This is a genomic window from Duganella sp. CY15W (assembly GCF_009857555.1).
Taxonomy (GTDB): Bacteria; Pseudomonadota; Gammaproteobacteria; order Burkholderiales; family Burkholderiaceae_D; genus Rugamonas; species Rugamonas sacchari.
The window spans coordinates 463,670-477,923 of record NZ_WWCQ01000001.1 but is presented as its reverse complement, the minus strand read 5'-3'; the positions used below and the strand labels follow the sequence as shown (position 1 = coordinate 477,923).

Genomic DNA, 14,254 nt, shown 5'->3' with positions numbered 1-14,254 from the left:
CTCTCAAAAAAAGGTTTCGTGGAACAGCGCCTGCGCAGAGCGCAGCGATAACTGGCCCTGCTCCAGGTACGCCGACAGCTTTTGTGCCTGTGCGTTACCCATCGCCTCATCGACCCAGCCGGTGTCATTCAGATTGATTTGATGTTCGGTTGCGCTTTGCGGGTCCATAATGGCGGCTAACACTTCCGGCGCAGCGCCACTAAAGCCGACAACCAGCGATGGCTGCTGGGTCAGAAACAGGCTGAGTTCATAATCCGCTTGCTGGAGAAACGGGACGATCAGGTCCAGCCAGAAAGCCGCGACCCGATAGCGTAGCTGCGGCGACGACGGCAACGGTAGTACCAGGCTTTTTTCCAGCCGGCCTGCCCTGGCACGCTTCACCGGCTCCAGTAGTAATGCGATGGCCAGAATGACGCGGCGTACACAGCCCCCTGGCAGTACGGCTTCCATCGCCGCGATGGTATAGCCATCAAGGAAATCGCCGAAAGACGGTTGATCGGCAGAGGGGACTTCAATCAGCGTTCCAGCGAGTGTATGTAGTGCAGCGGCAGGCTGCTGCGCCGCCAGCACTTCGCGCGTCAGTTCTTCTAGCGTATCCCACAACGGCGAAAATATCAGCGGACAGCGCGAAATGAAGACGGAAGGATCGTCAACCTCGATAGCGCTCATGCCGAGAAATGGATAGCGCCGCTGGGAGCTGTCTGCACTGGCGACCAGATGCCCCGCTACGGCGCACCGGCTGCGCGTGCCGACGAAGGCGAAATGCAAAGGCCGCGTGGCATCGTAATTCAGTTTCCAGCGGGGATCGGTGCTCAGCAGATTCATGACATCGGCCAGCCAGTCGTCCAGCAGGCTGGCCAGCGCCAGGTTATCCACCGCTTTCACAAAATCGCTACGCGCAGCCAGTTTGCCGAAATAGCCGACGCGGGCCATCTGCATGCCGCGCTTCATTGCGCACCTCCCATTTGCGCGCCGGACGATCCCACAACCACCTCGGGCAACTGCATGCCGCGATAGCCCTGCCCTTGTCCTTGCGCGCCGCCGCTTTCAGGACTACTGACGATCTTGAGACCCATCGCCACGGTAATCGCCCCGCTGGTCCAGCGTAGTTCAAACTCGCCGCTGTCGCGCCGCTGCTTCGCCGCCGAGTCGATCATGCGCTTGAGGCCAAACTGCCCCGCTTCATTGACGACATCCACATTGCGCCCATCCAGCATCGTCACCGTGATGCGTGCGCCGGGTATTCCCTGAGCACTGGGGTGCACCATACTGGCCCACTGGGCTGGCGTGTTGCGGTAACGGAGCTGCTGGCCGTCTATCTCCACCGTGTACTCCTGCGTTCCGGGTGCCGGCATGGGCTGGATCTGGAAAATGGTCTGCGCATTGGCGCTCGCCCCCATGGGCGCGATCCATGACGCAAAGCGCGCGATCGTCTGCGGTGACAAGGCAATGCCCATATCAGCCCAGGTGCGCGGCGCCAGCGCATCGCCGCGCCGCAGCACCAGCGGCCCCATTGCGCTATTGGCGAATTTGGCGATGGCGCCATCGGGGCCAAAGAACTGCGCGATCTCTGAATTGGCCGCTTCTATCCGCGCCGTCGGCGCGAATGGATATTTATCCGCCAGCGATTGCTGGAAAGGCCGATACACCTGCGCTGACCAGGTCTTGTTCAATTCCGCCTCCACCGAGGGAATCAGCACGGCAAACGTCTGCATCAGCGGCCGGACAAGAACAGGGCGCAGGCCCTGTTTCTGCGCATCGGTCATCCCGGCCAGCATCTGCTCATCGACATAGCGCAGTGCATCGCTTAGCTCGGAGCCATTGCCTTCCAATGTCTGCTGCATTAGCTGCCGTGCGCCAGGTCCGGCATCTCCCTGGTTTTTGAGCTGATTCAAACGGCTGCGCAGTTTGGACAGCGCATCCAGATAGCCGCGCATCAGTGACGGTTCTTTTGCGGCCAGCAGCCGGCCCAGGCCAGTAAGGTCCTGCCCAGCTGGCGCCTTTGCATCCAGCTGCACAGTGAACGGCGCCGGCGTCTGTCGCAACAAGCTGTATTTGATCCAGTGGATCAAGCCTGTCTGCACCTGTGCAGCTACAACACCTTGGCTATCCCACGCGGTTTGCTCATGAATCGCCGTGAGCACGCGCGATATGGGCGAAGACTGCGGATCACCCAGCCGGTTCATGGCTGCGACAGCGGCATCGAGTCCATTCAGATTGGCGACATTCACGCCTTGCAGGAACTTCTGCCACTCGCGTGCATAGTCCGCCTTGTAGAGTTCAGTCAGATTTTTCTGGATCTGTTCCGGGCTGCCTTCCAGCGTCAGATCATCACGCGCGACAGTCTTGAGCACCCAGTCCACGCTTTGCAGCTCATGGTTGGCCGCTTCGCGGATCGCGTCCTTCACGAACTTCTCCCAGGCCTCGCGCGTGTAAGCGCCCGGCACGGCATAGCTACCCGTGACCAGCGCCTGATCCTGCTCACCAACCGCGCGTGCTACCGTCATCGCAGCGAAGCGCGTATTGGCACGGGTGCGGATTTCGACATACACGCGCTCACGCGCCGGCATGCCGCGCACCACGCGACGCAGGCTTTCACGCGCCTGGTCCACCAGTACCAGCCGTGGTTCGATACGCGGCCAGGCTGGGTCGGGAATCTGGCTGAGATAAAAACTCATCAACCGCTCCGCGCTGTGTATCATCAGCTCGCGCGGCATTGTTCCGCGATTGTTTTCCAGCCATGCGCGCCAGTGGCGTGGCAGCTGGTCGTTCAGGTGTGTCGCTTCGGCATGCGATTTATCGGCCAGCATCAGATAGCTCTTGAGCGCGTTATACGCCTCATCGACATTTTGCGAGCCAGGCTTGAATTCGGAGAGCAGCATCTCAAGGTTCGCGACGACTGGCATCAGCATGACATTCTTCACGCCAGCGAAGTACTCCTCCCGCAGCTTACGCTCCAGCAGTTCGCCCTGATAAAGACCCATGCGCAACGACCACGGACGCGCTGCGCGATATTTTTCAAGCTGCGCGATACGGTCCTGCATAATCTCCAGCGCTTCCAGCCGTGATTGCAGATCGATCCGTTTGGCCTGCAGTTTGGTGACCTTGTCGAGATCCGCCTGCACATTGCTGACCAACTGGCGGTTCGCCATGTACGACCAGCTCCACCCACCCAGCGATGCGCCCAGCAACAGCACAGCCGCAAAGAAGGCGGTGTACTTCAAGCGCAACCGGGTCTTGCTGGCATACTGCGAAACCAGATCCTTGTCCGCAAAAATCACTTTGCGGAACAGCTGCAGCAGGAAGAAACCCGCGTGCCCTTCTCCCGCCGTCACGGGAGCATCCGGCACAGTCAAGGAAAACCGCTTGGCCACGCGTTGCGCCTGTTCGCAGCGCGGCATGCCTTCCTGTAGCGCGCTGGTGAAATAAAAGCCGCGAAACACGGGCTTGAACTGGAACGGATTCTCTTCAAACAGCGTGACAAGAAATGCGCGCAACGGTGCACGTATGGTCGAAAACTCCTGCGGGAAGGTGAACACACCCGGCTCGATACGTCCACGCCGCTGCTGGCCCATGTTCGCCAGGCTGAGAGCTTTCAAGCCATCGCACAGCTCATCGAAAGCGTGATCGAAGAACGCCATCACCTGCTGGCTAGTAGTCTTGCGCTGATACGGCATGGTCGCGCCCCACACGCGCTCCCGCTCATTGCGGTCGGCCTGGGCGAAGAAGTCGCCAAAGCCCGCAATCAGGTCCGCCTTGGTGAAGACCACATACACTGGCGCGTAGACTTCCAGGCGCTCAATCAGATCCTGCACCCGCTTGCGCAGGCTACGGGCCAGCTGAATCCCAAGTTCGGGGTCATCGCCCCGCAGCTCGGCAATGCTCACCGCGATGATGATGCCGTTGATCGGCGCACGGCGGCGGTACTTTTTCAGCAGCCCCAGAAAACCAAACCACTCGGCGCGGTGTTCCTCCTGCACAGCGTAGCGGCCTGCGGTATCCAGCAGAATGCCTTCGGTCGTGAAGAACCAGTCGCAGTTGCGCGTACCGCCCACGCCTTGCAGCACTTTGCCGTCAGCGAAAGGAAACTGCAAACCAGAGTTGCCGACCGCCGTGCTCTTGCCCGCCGCCGGATTCCCGATCAGCATATACCACGGCAGTTCGTACAAGGCCTGCGCGCCGGAGACGATACCCAGCCGGGAGCCTTTGATGGTGTCGATCGCCTTCAGCAAATTATCGCGGATCGCTTTCACCTCCGCGACGGAAGCATCCACGATGGCTTCGCCCAGCCGGGCCGACTCGCGCCGCGCGCGCCAGCGGCGCCACCACCACACCGCGCCGGCCAGCGCCAGCATCAACGCCATCGCGGCCAGCGCCCATATCAGCGCCAGCTCCAGCACTTGGGCGCCGAGATAAAAGAACGCCGCCATCGCTAGCATGCCCAGCACAGTGAGGTGGCGGCTGTCAGTCAGAAAATCCCAGGTTCTGCGCAGCATAGAGAATGTCCGGCGAAGACCGCAACGCCCAGGTGACGGGCGGACCAGATCGATGTTGCCATCAATAAAGCCGGGAATTCTTGCGCAAGAACAATAGCGTTTAATGCTTGACGACACCTGCCACACGCAATTCGGTGTGGCCGAAATCCATCATGGTCCAGCGCCCGCCCCAATGCAGGCCGAGCGCTTCCGCTGTCTGGCCATAGAGCTGATAGCCGCGCATCGCCCATGGATCTTTTTCCGAGATCACCAGCCGGCCGTCGCGTAAAAATCCACAGTCCGCCGCAAGGCCAAACTGGTGATAGCTCTGGAACGCTTTGGCGTTGGTCACGCCCGGACCTGCCGCCGCCAGCGTGTTTTGCCGCTCCGGACTGCGATACCCCTCCAGTATCGCCATGTCATAACCATGGCGCTCTTTCATGATGTTGAAGACCACCAGCAGCCGCTGCGCAAACGCGGGATCGAGCTGCTGCCAGTTGCGGTTTGCGCTCTCCAGCATGGGGCGCAGCAGCGTGACTTCGGCAGTGGAAAAGGCCACCGGCGGCAAGGGCGCGGGCGCACTGAGCTGCTCACCTTGCAGCAAGCCCGCAATGTGGTCATTGATGGCGTGGGTATCGCTGTCGTAACCCGACAGCGCGATGCGGCCGCTGAGCAGCAGCGCCAGCAACGGCGGCACCGTCAACAGCACCGCAGCCGCCAAGACAAACAGTGAGCGCCGATGCAGCATGCGCCGCCCGATGCTGCGGCCAGCCACATCGATCGTCTGCATCACCACCTCGCGCCCGCCGGGAAACAGCAACAGCCAGGCGCCCAGACACGTCAGCAGGAAGAACAGCAGCATGAAAAAGAGAAACATGGTGCGCTCCATCAAAACGGGCCTATGCCACAAACCAGACACTGCATCGTAGGCCGTTCGCAGCACCGCGACCCGGGCCAGATCAAATGCGAAGGGGATATTGTGGAGACGTCGAAATCAAAGCCCGTATTGCTGGAGGCCGTATCCCGGCCGACCGAGAGCAAGCGCATTCTGGCGCAACTGGAGCACGGCACACAAACACATCACACCGGCTGGACGGTGGATGGCTGGACTGTCGCCTTGTTTGTCTTGCTGCTGTCGATGTGCGGCGTGGCGTGGCTCATGCATGATGGGAGCGTGACGCCGCAGCGAAATAAACACAGTTACAGCACGCAGGTACGCGGCGTCACGCCAGCACTGGCGCCGGCCGATGGCGAACCGCAGCCGGAGCAGGCAGCCACCATCATCAACGTCGCCTCCACAGACAGCAGCGACGTCCCAACAACGGCAGCCACACCAGCGCGTGCACCAGCAACGCCAGCAAAACCAGTTCAGCCAGTGGCGCGGGTAGCGGCGGTACCCCATGCTGCCGCACAGCCGGCGGACAGCGACGTCACCCTGCTCACGGCGCTGGTGGCGCACGCCGGCAAACCGAGTGAGGTGGCGCCTGAACGCAACCGCGACGTGGTCGAACGCCAGGATGGCGACACCACTGCGCAATTGCTGGCGCGCTGCAAACAGCTGGGGCTCATCGAAGGCATGCTATGCCGTTCACGCATCTGCTCCGGCCGTTGGGAAGCGGATGCGGCCTGCCGCGCGCCGAGCCGCTAATCAGCCGCGCTTGGGAATCTCCAGCCCTTTGGCCACCGCCGGCCGTGCCACAAACGCCGCCAGCACGCGCTGGACGTTGGTGAATTTGTCAAACTCCACCAGCTCACCGGCGCCGTAGAAGCCAACCAGATTACGCACCCACGGGAAGATGGCGATATCGGCGATGGTGTATTCATCGCCCATGATCCACTGCCGGCCTGCCAGACGCTGCTCCAGCACCGCCAGCAAGCGGCGGGACTCGTTGATGTAGCGGTCACGCGGACGCTTGTCCTCATACTCCTTGCCGGCGAACTTGTGGAAGAAGCCGACCTGGCCAAACATCGGTCCAATCCCGCCCATCTGGAACATCACCCACTGGATAGTTTCGTAACGGCCGGCCGCGTCCTTCGGCAGCAACTGGCCGGTTTTCTCGGCGAGATACAGCAGGATCGCGCCCGACTCAAACAGCGGCAGCGGTTTGCCATCCGGGCCATTGGGGTCAATGATGGCGGGGATTTTGTTATTCGGATTCAGCGACAGGAATTCCGGCGACAGCTGGTCATTGGTGTCGAAGCTGACCAGGTGCGGCTCATACGCCAGGCCGGTTTCCTCCAGCGCGATGGAGATTTTCACGCCATTCGGCGTCGGCAGCGAATACAGCTGGAGGCGTTCCGGATGCTGGGCCGGCCACTTGGCGGCGATAGGAAAGGCGGTCAAGTCAGACATGGTGAACCTACTCTTCAAGTCAAAGATGGACTGATTATCCACGAAGCCCGGCAATCCTGCTGAACAGCCCTATTTTTCGTTGGGGTGATACCAAAGCTCATGCCGTGCCAGCGGCGTGGCGGACGGCAGCAGCGGATTCTCCAGATTGAATACCCGGCGTCCCGGCAGCGCTGCGCGGCTGACCAACTTGCCGTAATAGGCCTCGAACAGCTGATCGTAACTGCCATCGGCCAGCATGCGCTTCATGCCGGACTCGATATCCGCCGCCAGCGCCGCATTCGCCTTGTTGACGAAGTAGTAGAATGCGCTGGGATAGTGCAAGGCCAGGCCCGGCGCGACCACCAGGCCGTTGCGCGCGTGCTGCTCGGCTTCATCCCAGATCTCAAACGTCGCGCGCGGGAAGTAATCGACGCGGCCTGAAGCCAGCATCTGGAACATGCCGTTGTAGGCGGAGGCAGTCTGCACGCGGAAGCCGTTGGCGCGCAGGATGTCGGTATCTGGCCAGTCATGGCCTTGCAGCGCTTCGAGCGCGCGCAGATCGGCCACCCGCCGCAGCGTCTTGAAACGCGGCAGATCGTGCGCGCGTATCAGCAGCAGACGCCAGCCGATCAGGCCACGGTCCAGCGGTATGCGGATTGGCAGCAAATCCTTTTCGCGCTGCTGCGAAGTCATGGTCCACATCACATCGATGGTACGGGCATGTTGCAGCTCCAGCAGCGCGCGGCTCTGGCGCATCAGCGGTCCCGCAGCCTGCAGCGCGTAGTCGCCAGAGGAACGCGCCAGCGCCATGCGCAGCAGCCGCACCGGATAATGCTCAGCCTTGGGCTCCGGTCCATCGGAACGGGGAAAGCGCACCACCGTCGTCGCAGCGCGCGCCGACGGCAAACTCATGGCCAGCAGGCCACCAAGCACGGAGCGTCTGAGGAGCTTCATGCGGTCAGCTCAGCGCGCATGCTCCAGGTACTGCTGATGATAGGCGATGCACAGTGCATGCAGTTCGTCGAAGCTGATTGCCAGCGCATTCGAGGCCAGCGTAATCGGACTGCCGACCAGCTTATAGTTCATGCGGTTGAAGACGCGCTTGATGGCGCCGCCAGACTCCACATACTTTTGCGGATCGCTCAAACGAACCACCAGGCTACGCTGCCGATTCACCGCAAACACCGCAAAGCCATCGATCTCGGACCAAGGCACCAACCCGCCAGCGCCAAGCAGTAAACCATCCCGGTTAAGCACCAGGCCAGGCTTCGTTGAAAACAACTTGCAGAAGCCCACGACACCGCACAGCCCAAAGAACACCATGGTCACGACACCAAGACCGTGGACTAACACCGGACTATCGAGACGCCGATTTTGCTCGATCTCGGCAGCATCCAGCCGCAGCAGCCAATATCCCAGCCAAACAAATACCAGCGCGCCGATTACGGCGATCCAGATCTTGGTTTTACTGACCTCAATGACGCGCTCGCCAAGCTGTTGCATAACATTTCCACATCGTTAGTAGATACGCAATACTAACAGAAGATGCCCAAAAGAAAAAAGCCATCTGTGACCTTGCAACGATCTTGAACGTTGCAAGCACACAGATGGCTTTAGAATTTTGGCTCCCCGACCTGGACTCGAACCAAGGGTCAAGACAATAGGAGAACTAAGTGCCCGGTATGTCCACTAAGATCTTAAGGAGTGGCGGAAAAGGTCTCCTCCAATATCCAACTCGCCTTTTCGGTTGTTCATGAAGTAGTGGACTTCGCAGAGAATCCGATAACTCGAGAAGAAGCCCTCCAATGCATCGTGCAGCTCTCGAGCCCAAGTAAGACGGTCTGCGTCTTTCGAAAAGAATTTGCGAATCTTCTCCGGGCTATCGCGGAGGTGGAACACATTGTTTCTGAAGTCCCTAAGCGGATGCCAGTGGGTGTTAATCAATTTCCCCAACGCGTTGGACAGGGGGAGCAATTCCTTGAATTCCCCAGGCCGTTCATCCATGAGCAGTCGGCGCATATTTACACCCTTGAATCCCTCACATGTGACAGCAAGGAATCCAAGCCAAGAGAAGAAGTAAATCCTACTCTGGACTTCGTCATTGCGACTCAATTTTCTAGCTTTCTTCCTTTTCGTTTTGAGCTTTTCATAATTCTCCCGCATCAGATCGGCCGCTTCGAAGTAGTGGGAATACAAGGTCATAACCATGTCGCGATTCCGGCTTGGGAGCATGTCACCGGGTTGCGTGGAATCGATATCTATGGCAAGAACCCGCGTGGCATCGGCGAAATATAGCAGGCCGGACCTCGAATGCTCCAGTTCACCGGATGCTATCGATGCGTCGAAAGATTTTTCGATTTGCTCCGCACTGTCGAAACCGAAACAGGGCAATCGGTCCCTTGTGAAGTGAGCTAACCGCCACAAGTCAAATCCGTCGATCTCGCCGTTTTCGCCAAAATCGAAGTCAACTTTTCCGGTATCCAGTTGCACCTCGCAACCGGCGCCATGCTTGTGATATTTAATTCCGCAGGCAAGAACGCCACTACCCGGAATATCGTATTCCAGCCATGCAAAAGAGCTGTACGGCATTTTTATACCAGACCTGTACATCAACGCTACAGCGTCTCTCACGCGTGTTTGGTATTCGTTGATTAGCTGCTCGAGGTTCTTGTCCATGCATGTCCCTATTCGGGCGCTAGGAAGCTGCGTATGTCGATAGTTGGCAAACGACAGCTACGCTATCCATGGGTGCTGGTAACATAGTACGATTAATTTCCCCTCCAGCCAAGTGACCTCATCAGGTGGGTGCTAAGCTGTACGTCTCGCCGAAGCCAAAAGACCAGCCCCCCCCACCGGCAATCTAGTCCCAGTACCGAGCCCCAAATGACAAAAAAGGGGTTACATCCCGAAGCATGTAACCCCTTAATCTGTACTACTAATATTCTGGCTCCCCGACCTGGACTCGAACCAGGGACCTGCGGATTAACAGTCCGTCGCTCTACCGACTGAGCTATCAGGGAAAAGAGGCCGCATTATATACGGCCATTTTTCAGCTGTCTAGGCTGAGGCGGATTTAATTAAAAGCCGCCGCGGAACTGCACGCCAAACTGACGTGGCTCGTTGACGAAGCCGGTCAGGTTGTTGAAGTCGATGCCGCCGATGATGCGCTCGGTGTTGGTGATGTTACGCGCGAAACCAGCAACTTCATACTTGCCGCCGGCCCAGTTGTAACCCACGCGCAGGCCGCCTTCCACCATCGACTTGCCGGTGAACTCTTTCGACTCGTACAGGAAGAAGTTGATCTTGCTGCGGTACGACCAGTCGGTCAGCACGAACAGGTTGCCGTCCGCCAGTGGCCAGTTGTAACGCGCGGTGGCGTTCACGATGACCTTGGCAGCTTGTGGCAGCGGGTTGCCGTTGATCGACACCAGGCCGTTGGCACCGATCGGATCGGTGATGGTGCACTGGGCACACTTGGCCACGTACAGGTTAGGATCTTCGATCTTAGTGAAGTTGTACGAACCGCTCAGGCTGACTTTGAAGTCCGGGGTCACGAAACCTTCGATCTCGCCTTCCAGGCCACGGCCAACGGTCTTGGCTGCGTTGATCAGCTTGGTCACGTTGGAGTTACCACCCACCACGGTCAGCTGCTGGTTCTTGACTTCGTAGTCAAACACGCTCAGCGACGCGCGGGCGCGGCGGTTGAACAGGTCGGCCTTGATGCCGGCTTCGTACGAGGTGATGGTTTCCGCATCGGCCACGGTGATCGGCACCGACGCCGAAGCAGCGGCGATCGATGGTGCACGGAAGCCGGTCGCTACGCGGGCGTAGGTGCTGACATCCTTGTTGATCTTGTAGGTGCCGCTCAGGTCCCAGTTCGCCTTGTTCTTGCTCTCTTCAACCGACTTAGGACCGATCTGGGTCACGTTCCACGATTCCACGGTGCGGAAGTCTTTCTGGTCGTGGGTGTAGCGCAGGCCGCCGCGCACGGTGAAGTCGCTCGACACGTCATAGGTCACCGAACCGAACGCCGCGTACGCGGTGTTGTTCTGGTGGCTGGCCAGGTGCGAGGTCTGTACCTGGGTGTTGCTGTCAAAGTTGTCGCTGAAGCCGTCGCCACTTTCCTTGAAGTAGTAGACGCCGGTCTGCCAGTTCAGCGGGCCAGCGTTTTTCGACTCGACGCGGAATTCCTGGCTGTACTGCTTCAGGCCGGTCAGCCCGCCACCGGTTTGTACCTGGAATGGAATGAAGCCAGGGCCGGTTGGGGTGCCGCCGTCGATGTCGCCACGGCTGTAGTAGTTGTCCACGGCTTCGTAGCCGGTGATCGAGAACAGTTTGACGGCGCCCAGGTCCCAGGTCAGGCGGGCATTGGCGCCGTTGGTGCTCAGATTCTGGAAGTTCTGGCCGTTGGTGTTGATCTTGGTGAAGTCGTAACCGTCCGCGAAGTCGTTGGTGCCCTTCTTGATCAGGTTGGCGCGGAACAGACGCGCGCTACCGTCGGTGGTACGCGAATGCACATTGAACAGCGCGTTGAAGGTGGTGCTTGGCTTGTACAGGAACTGCACGCGCTCGGCGTGTTCGTTGTAGCCTTCCAGCGCATCGTTCTGCTTGGTGAAGGTGTTGTCCACGAAGTTGTCGCGGTGCTGGCGCAGCGTCGACACGCGCATCGCCCATTCGCTCGACAGCGGAATGTTGGCGGCGGCTTCCAGCGCAGCGGTGTTGTGGGTGGCGATCGAGGCGCTGTAGTAGCCTTCGATCTTGTCCAGGTTCGGCTTGGCCGATTCAAACTTGACCACGCCAGCCGGGGTGTTGCGGCCGAACAGCGTGCCCTGCGGGCCGCGCAGCACTTCCACGCCCGCCACGTCAAATACCGGGTAGCCTTTCAGGATGCCGTTCTCTTGCACCACGTCGTCATAGATCAGCGACACTGGCTGCGAGGCGAAGGTGCTGAAGTCGGTGTTGCCGTAGCCGCGGATGTAGAAGCGCGGGAAGGTACGGCCGTTCGACGATTCCACGTTCAGCGACGGCACTTTGCCTGCCAGGAAGCGGATGTCCTGGCCGCCGGACAGCAGCACATCGAGTTTTTCATCTTTCAGCAGGGTGACGGAAACCGGCACATCCTTGATGTTCTCGGCACGGCGCTGTGCGGTCACAGTCACGGTTTCCAGTTGCGGCTCGGTGCTTTGTGCCAGGGCGGTGCCAATAGGCATAAGGGCGCTCAGCGCCAGCAGGCGCTTGTGCATCTTCGACAGTTTGATCATTCAATTTCCCGATTTAAATGTAGTGCAAAGAGTTAAAAACAGTGTCCCCTGTTCTCTCTTTTCTGGTCACTACCCGTTCATCTGTCGTGATCGTGGTAGCGCGTGGCAGCCCTGAATCCGCCCGCGGTGGCTTTCAATAATGCACTGACTTTTTTGAAAGGCGATATTCTCTTTGATGCATACCATGTATTGCAAGCCGAATATAACAACCAGCCAATTAACGGTTAGAAATTCGGCTAAAGATATGCAATAACTGAATATTCAGTGGCTTAGGCGTGACAGTACAGCCACACAATGGCAGGAACAGCAAGCTTGCTGTCGAAACATGAACCTGGGAGAAGATGGGCGCGTGTAGGGATTTCGCCACAAAAACAGCACGGCCAGCGCGAGGCTGGCCGTGTGGGAGGGAGGATTACATGCCGAGCGATTTCAGCAATTCGTCAGCGTCAGGATCGGACGATGCCGCGGACGACGACGGTGCGGACTGGTGGGCCACGCGTTGCTCGTCGAGCAAGGCATCCGGATCGTCGATTTCGCTGGAGTCAAAGTCGTGCAGGCGGATGAACTCGGTGCGGTCGATGGCCAGTTCCAGGTAGAAGATATTGCCCTTTTCCGTGTAGAAGCTGACGCGGCGCATTTCCGGGCGGTCCAGCGGGGTATCGACGCTGAGCACGATCTGCTTGTTCAGCACCAGCATCTTCGGCTGATTCTGGGTGATATTGGTTTGCAGTTCACGGCGGATCTTGCCGGTAAAGTCGCCGACGATCTGGTTCATGAGCTCGCCCATGATGTTGGCCACTTCATCCGAGGTGTGCGAGCTGGCCAGTTCCGACTTTGGCATGCCCATGTGCAGCATGTAGCGCTCGTAGATTTCCATGGCAGTATCGGCGGAGAAGTTCAGCACCACCAGGCCGGTGAAGCCGCCATCGAACAGCACGAAGCAGCCGATGTCCGGCTTCAGCCCGACCTTGGTAATCCGCTGCACCATGCCGGAATAGTTGACCTTGCTTTGTGTGGCGACGTTCAGCACCCGGCTCACCGAGTTGCACAGACTCATCAACAAGTCTTCCGTACCGTAGACAATTGCATCGTTTTCGTCGCTCATATCACTACCTCTACTTATTTTTTAAAGATGAAAGTACCGTTTCCCGGTCCAACGCGAGACGAAACAAGGCCACCTCGGCGAGCAAGCGGACTACCTCATCTTTCCATTGCTGATCCTGCAGCGCGGCGGCCGGCGTGGCAGCCAGCGTTCGGCGCAAGATCTCGACTTCAAGTTCCAGGTCCCGGACACGCCGCACGCTCGCGCGCGCCTCAACGCTCATGACCATGACTTCCCCTTCGGGCCGGAAATAAGATTCAGAATACCGACGCGCAAGATTCTCGTCCACTTGTATCGTGTATTTTGTGAATTTTGCGTGCCAAAATGCAAAAAGCGGCCTGCCGCGCGTCCGCCAGGCAGCCCAGCTGCCATGCCAGTAACGGTCAGGGACCAGCGCTGTGCAGTCCATAGCATGAAGACTCCCGGTTCAGCATTCCGCTGCCCGGTTTTCTTGAAACCTTTATCAGGAGAGTCCCATGCCCATCCGCTTTCAACACGGCGGCGCTTACATCGCCGATATCGGTGCGCTGCGCAACCAGATCCGCGCCAACGGCACCGTTGCCCATATCCAGGCGATTCCAGTCAGCCACCCATTGCAGCCCGCCGCCAACCTCACCGTGTTCGTGAATCTGGCCTATCAGTCCAACGGCGCGCTGGCGCCGGCCAACGCCTCGGTGTATCTAGTCGGCATCGGCAACGCCAACGGCAACTGGCACTTCAACATCGCCGGCGTTGCCGGCCTGCCCGGGGCGGCCTTCCCCGGCAATCCGGACGGCAGCTACAACTCGCTCGGCTATGCCCATCCGCCGCTACCCAACATCACGGACGCCACGCTCAGCAACGCTGTCGCGGCCCTGTCCGGCTATAACGGCGGCGCGCTGAACGCCGCCTTGCTCGACAGCCTGGCACGCGTGATCGTGGCAGTCAGCGAAGCGGCACGTTTCAGCGATGTCAGTGGCGGCGTTGCGGGTGTACTGGGCAATGCCGGCGCCTATGCGCCGAATCTGGGCCAACTGCATGCCTGGGGCGGCCACACGCTGGGCGGCTGAGCGCCATGGCCGACGCAAATCCTCTGCGCGGCAGC

General features: G+C 59.4%; 12 protein-coding genes and 1 tRNA gene. 2 read left to right on the top strand and 11 right to left on the bottom strand.

The window, feature by feature from the left end; all coding sequences use genetic code 11:
- Window positions 1–3: 3 nt before the first annotated feature.
- The 3 genes from tagF to GTP58_RS02190 all read right to left on the bottom strand — a co-directional run bounded on the left by tagF (window position 4) and on the right by GTP58_RS02190 (window position 5,352).
- Complete coding sequence (gene tagF, locus GTP58_RS02200; protein WP_161076094.1) at window positions 4–951, bottom strand: type VI secretion system-associated protein TagF; 948 nt, start codon at window positions 949–951, stop codon at window positions 4–6.
- The gene (gene tssM / locus GTP58_RS02195) at window positions 948–4,496 is read right to left on the bottom strand and encodes a type VI secretion system membrane subunit TssM (protein WP_229215399.1); all 3,549 of its coding nucleotides are present in this window, start codon (window positions 4,494–4,496) and stop codon (window positions 948–950) included. The genes tagF and tssM overlap by 4 nt, the downstream gene beginning before the upstream one ends.
- 100 nt (window positions 4,497–4,596) lie before the next feature.
- Complete coding sequence (locus GTP58_RS02190; protein ID WP_161076093.1) at window positions 4,597–5,352, bottom strand: M15 family metallopeptidase; 756 nt, start codon at window positions 5,350–5,352, stop codon at window positions 4,597–4,599.
- Window positions 5,353–5,376: 24 nt separating this feature from the next.
- Here GTP58_RS02190 and GTP58_RS02185 point away from each other — a divergent pair, with 24 nt between their 5' ends.
- Window positions 5,377–6,123: a hypothetical protein gene (locus GTP58_RS02185; RefSeq protein WP_229215398.1), complete on the top strand. Its 747-nt coding sequence runs from the start codon at window positions 5,377–5,379 to the stop codon at window positions 6,121–6,123.
- Here the strand turns inward: GTP58_RS02185 and GTP58_RS02180 are convergent, their stop codons facing one another.
- From GTP58_RS02180 to GTP58_RS02145, 8 genes are all read right to left on the bottom strand, one after another.
- Window positions 6,124–6,828 carry a glutathione S-transferase N-terminal domain-containing protein gene (locus GTP58_RS02180; protein WP_072780778.1) on the bottom strand — a complete coding sequence of 235 codons (705 nt, stop codon included), beginning with the start codon at window positions 6,826–6,828 and terminating at the stop codon, window positions 6,124–6,126.
- A 69-nt stretch (window positions 6,829–6,897) separates the two neighbouring features.
- Window positions 6,898–7,761, bottom strand: a complete 864-nt coding sequence (locus tag GTP58_RS02175) for an ABC transporter substrate-binding protein (protein ID WP_161076092.1) — start codon at window positions 7,759–7,761, stop codon at window positions 6,898–6,900.
- 9 nt (window positions 7,762–7,770) lie between these two features.
- Entirely contained in the window at window positions 7,771–8,310 is a 540-nt protein-coding gene (locus GTP58_RS02170; protein ID WP_161076091.1) for an STM3941 family protein, read from the bottom strand.
- A 186-nt stretch (window positions 8,311–8,496) separates the two neighbouring features.
- A complete protein-coding gene (locus GTP58_RS02165; RefSeq protein ID WP_161076090.1) occupies window positions 8,497–9,483 on the bottom strand; it encodes a hypothetical protein in 987 nt (328 codons plus the stop codon).
- Between the two features lie 268 nt (window positions 9,484–9,751).
- Window positions 9,752–9,827, bottom strand: a tRNA-Asn gene (locus tag GTP58_RS02160).
- A gap of 57 nt (window positions 9,828–9,884) precedes the next feature.
- Window positions 9,885–12,068, bottom strand: a complete 2,184-nt coding sequence (locus tag GTP58_RS02155) for a TonB-dependent receptor (RefSeq protein WP_072780782.1) — start codon at window positions 12,066–12,068, stop codon at window positions 9,885–9,887.
- A gap of 412 nt (window positions 12,069–12,480) precedes the next feature.
- Complete coding sequence (locus GTP58_RS02150) at window positions 12,481–13,173, bottom strand: DUF3334 family protein (RefSeq protein ID WP_161076089.1); 693 nt, start codon at window positions 13,171–13,173, stop codon at window positions 12,481–12,483.
- Between the two features lie 10 nt (window positions 13,174–13,183).
- Window positions 13,184–13,399 (bottom strand): hypothetical protein, encoded by a 216-nt coding sequence (locus tag GTP58_RS02145; RefSeq protein WP_072781535.1) that lies wholly within the window; start codon window positions 13,397–13,399, stop codon window positions 13,184–13,186.
- A gap of 247 nt (window positions 13,400–13,646) precedes the next feature.
- Here GTP58_RS02145 and GTP58_RS02140 point away from each other — a divergent pair, with 247 nt between their 5' ends.
- Window positions 13,647–14,219, top strand: a complete 573-nt coding sequence (locus GTP58_RS02140; protein WP_161076088.1) for a ribosome-inactivating family protein — start codon at window positions 13,647–13,649, stop codon at window positions 14,217–14,219.
- Window positions 14,220–14,254: the final 35 nt, after the last annotated feature.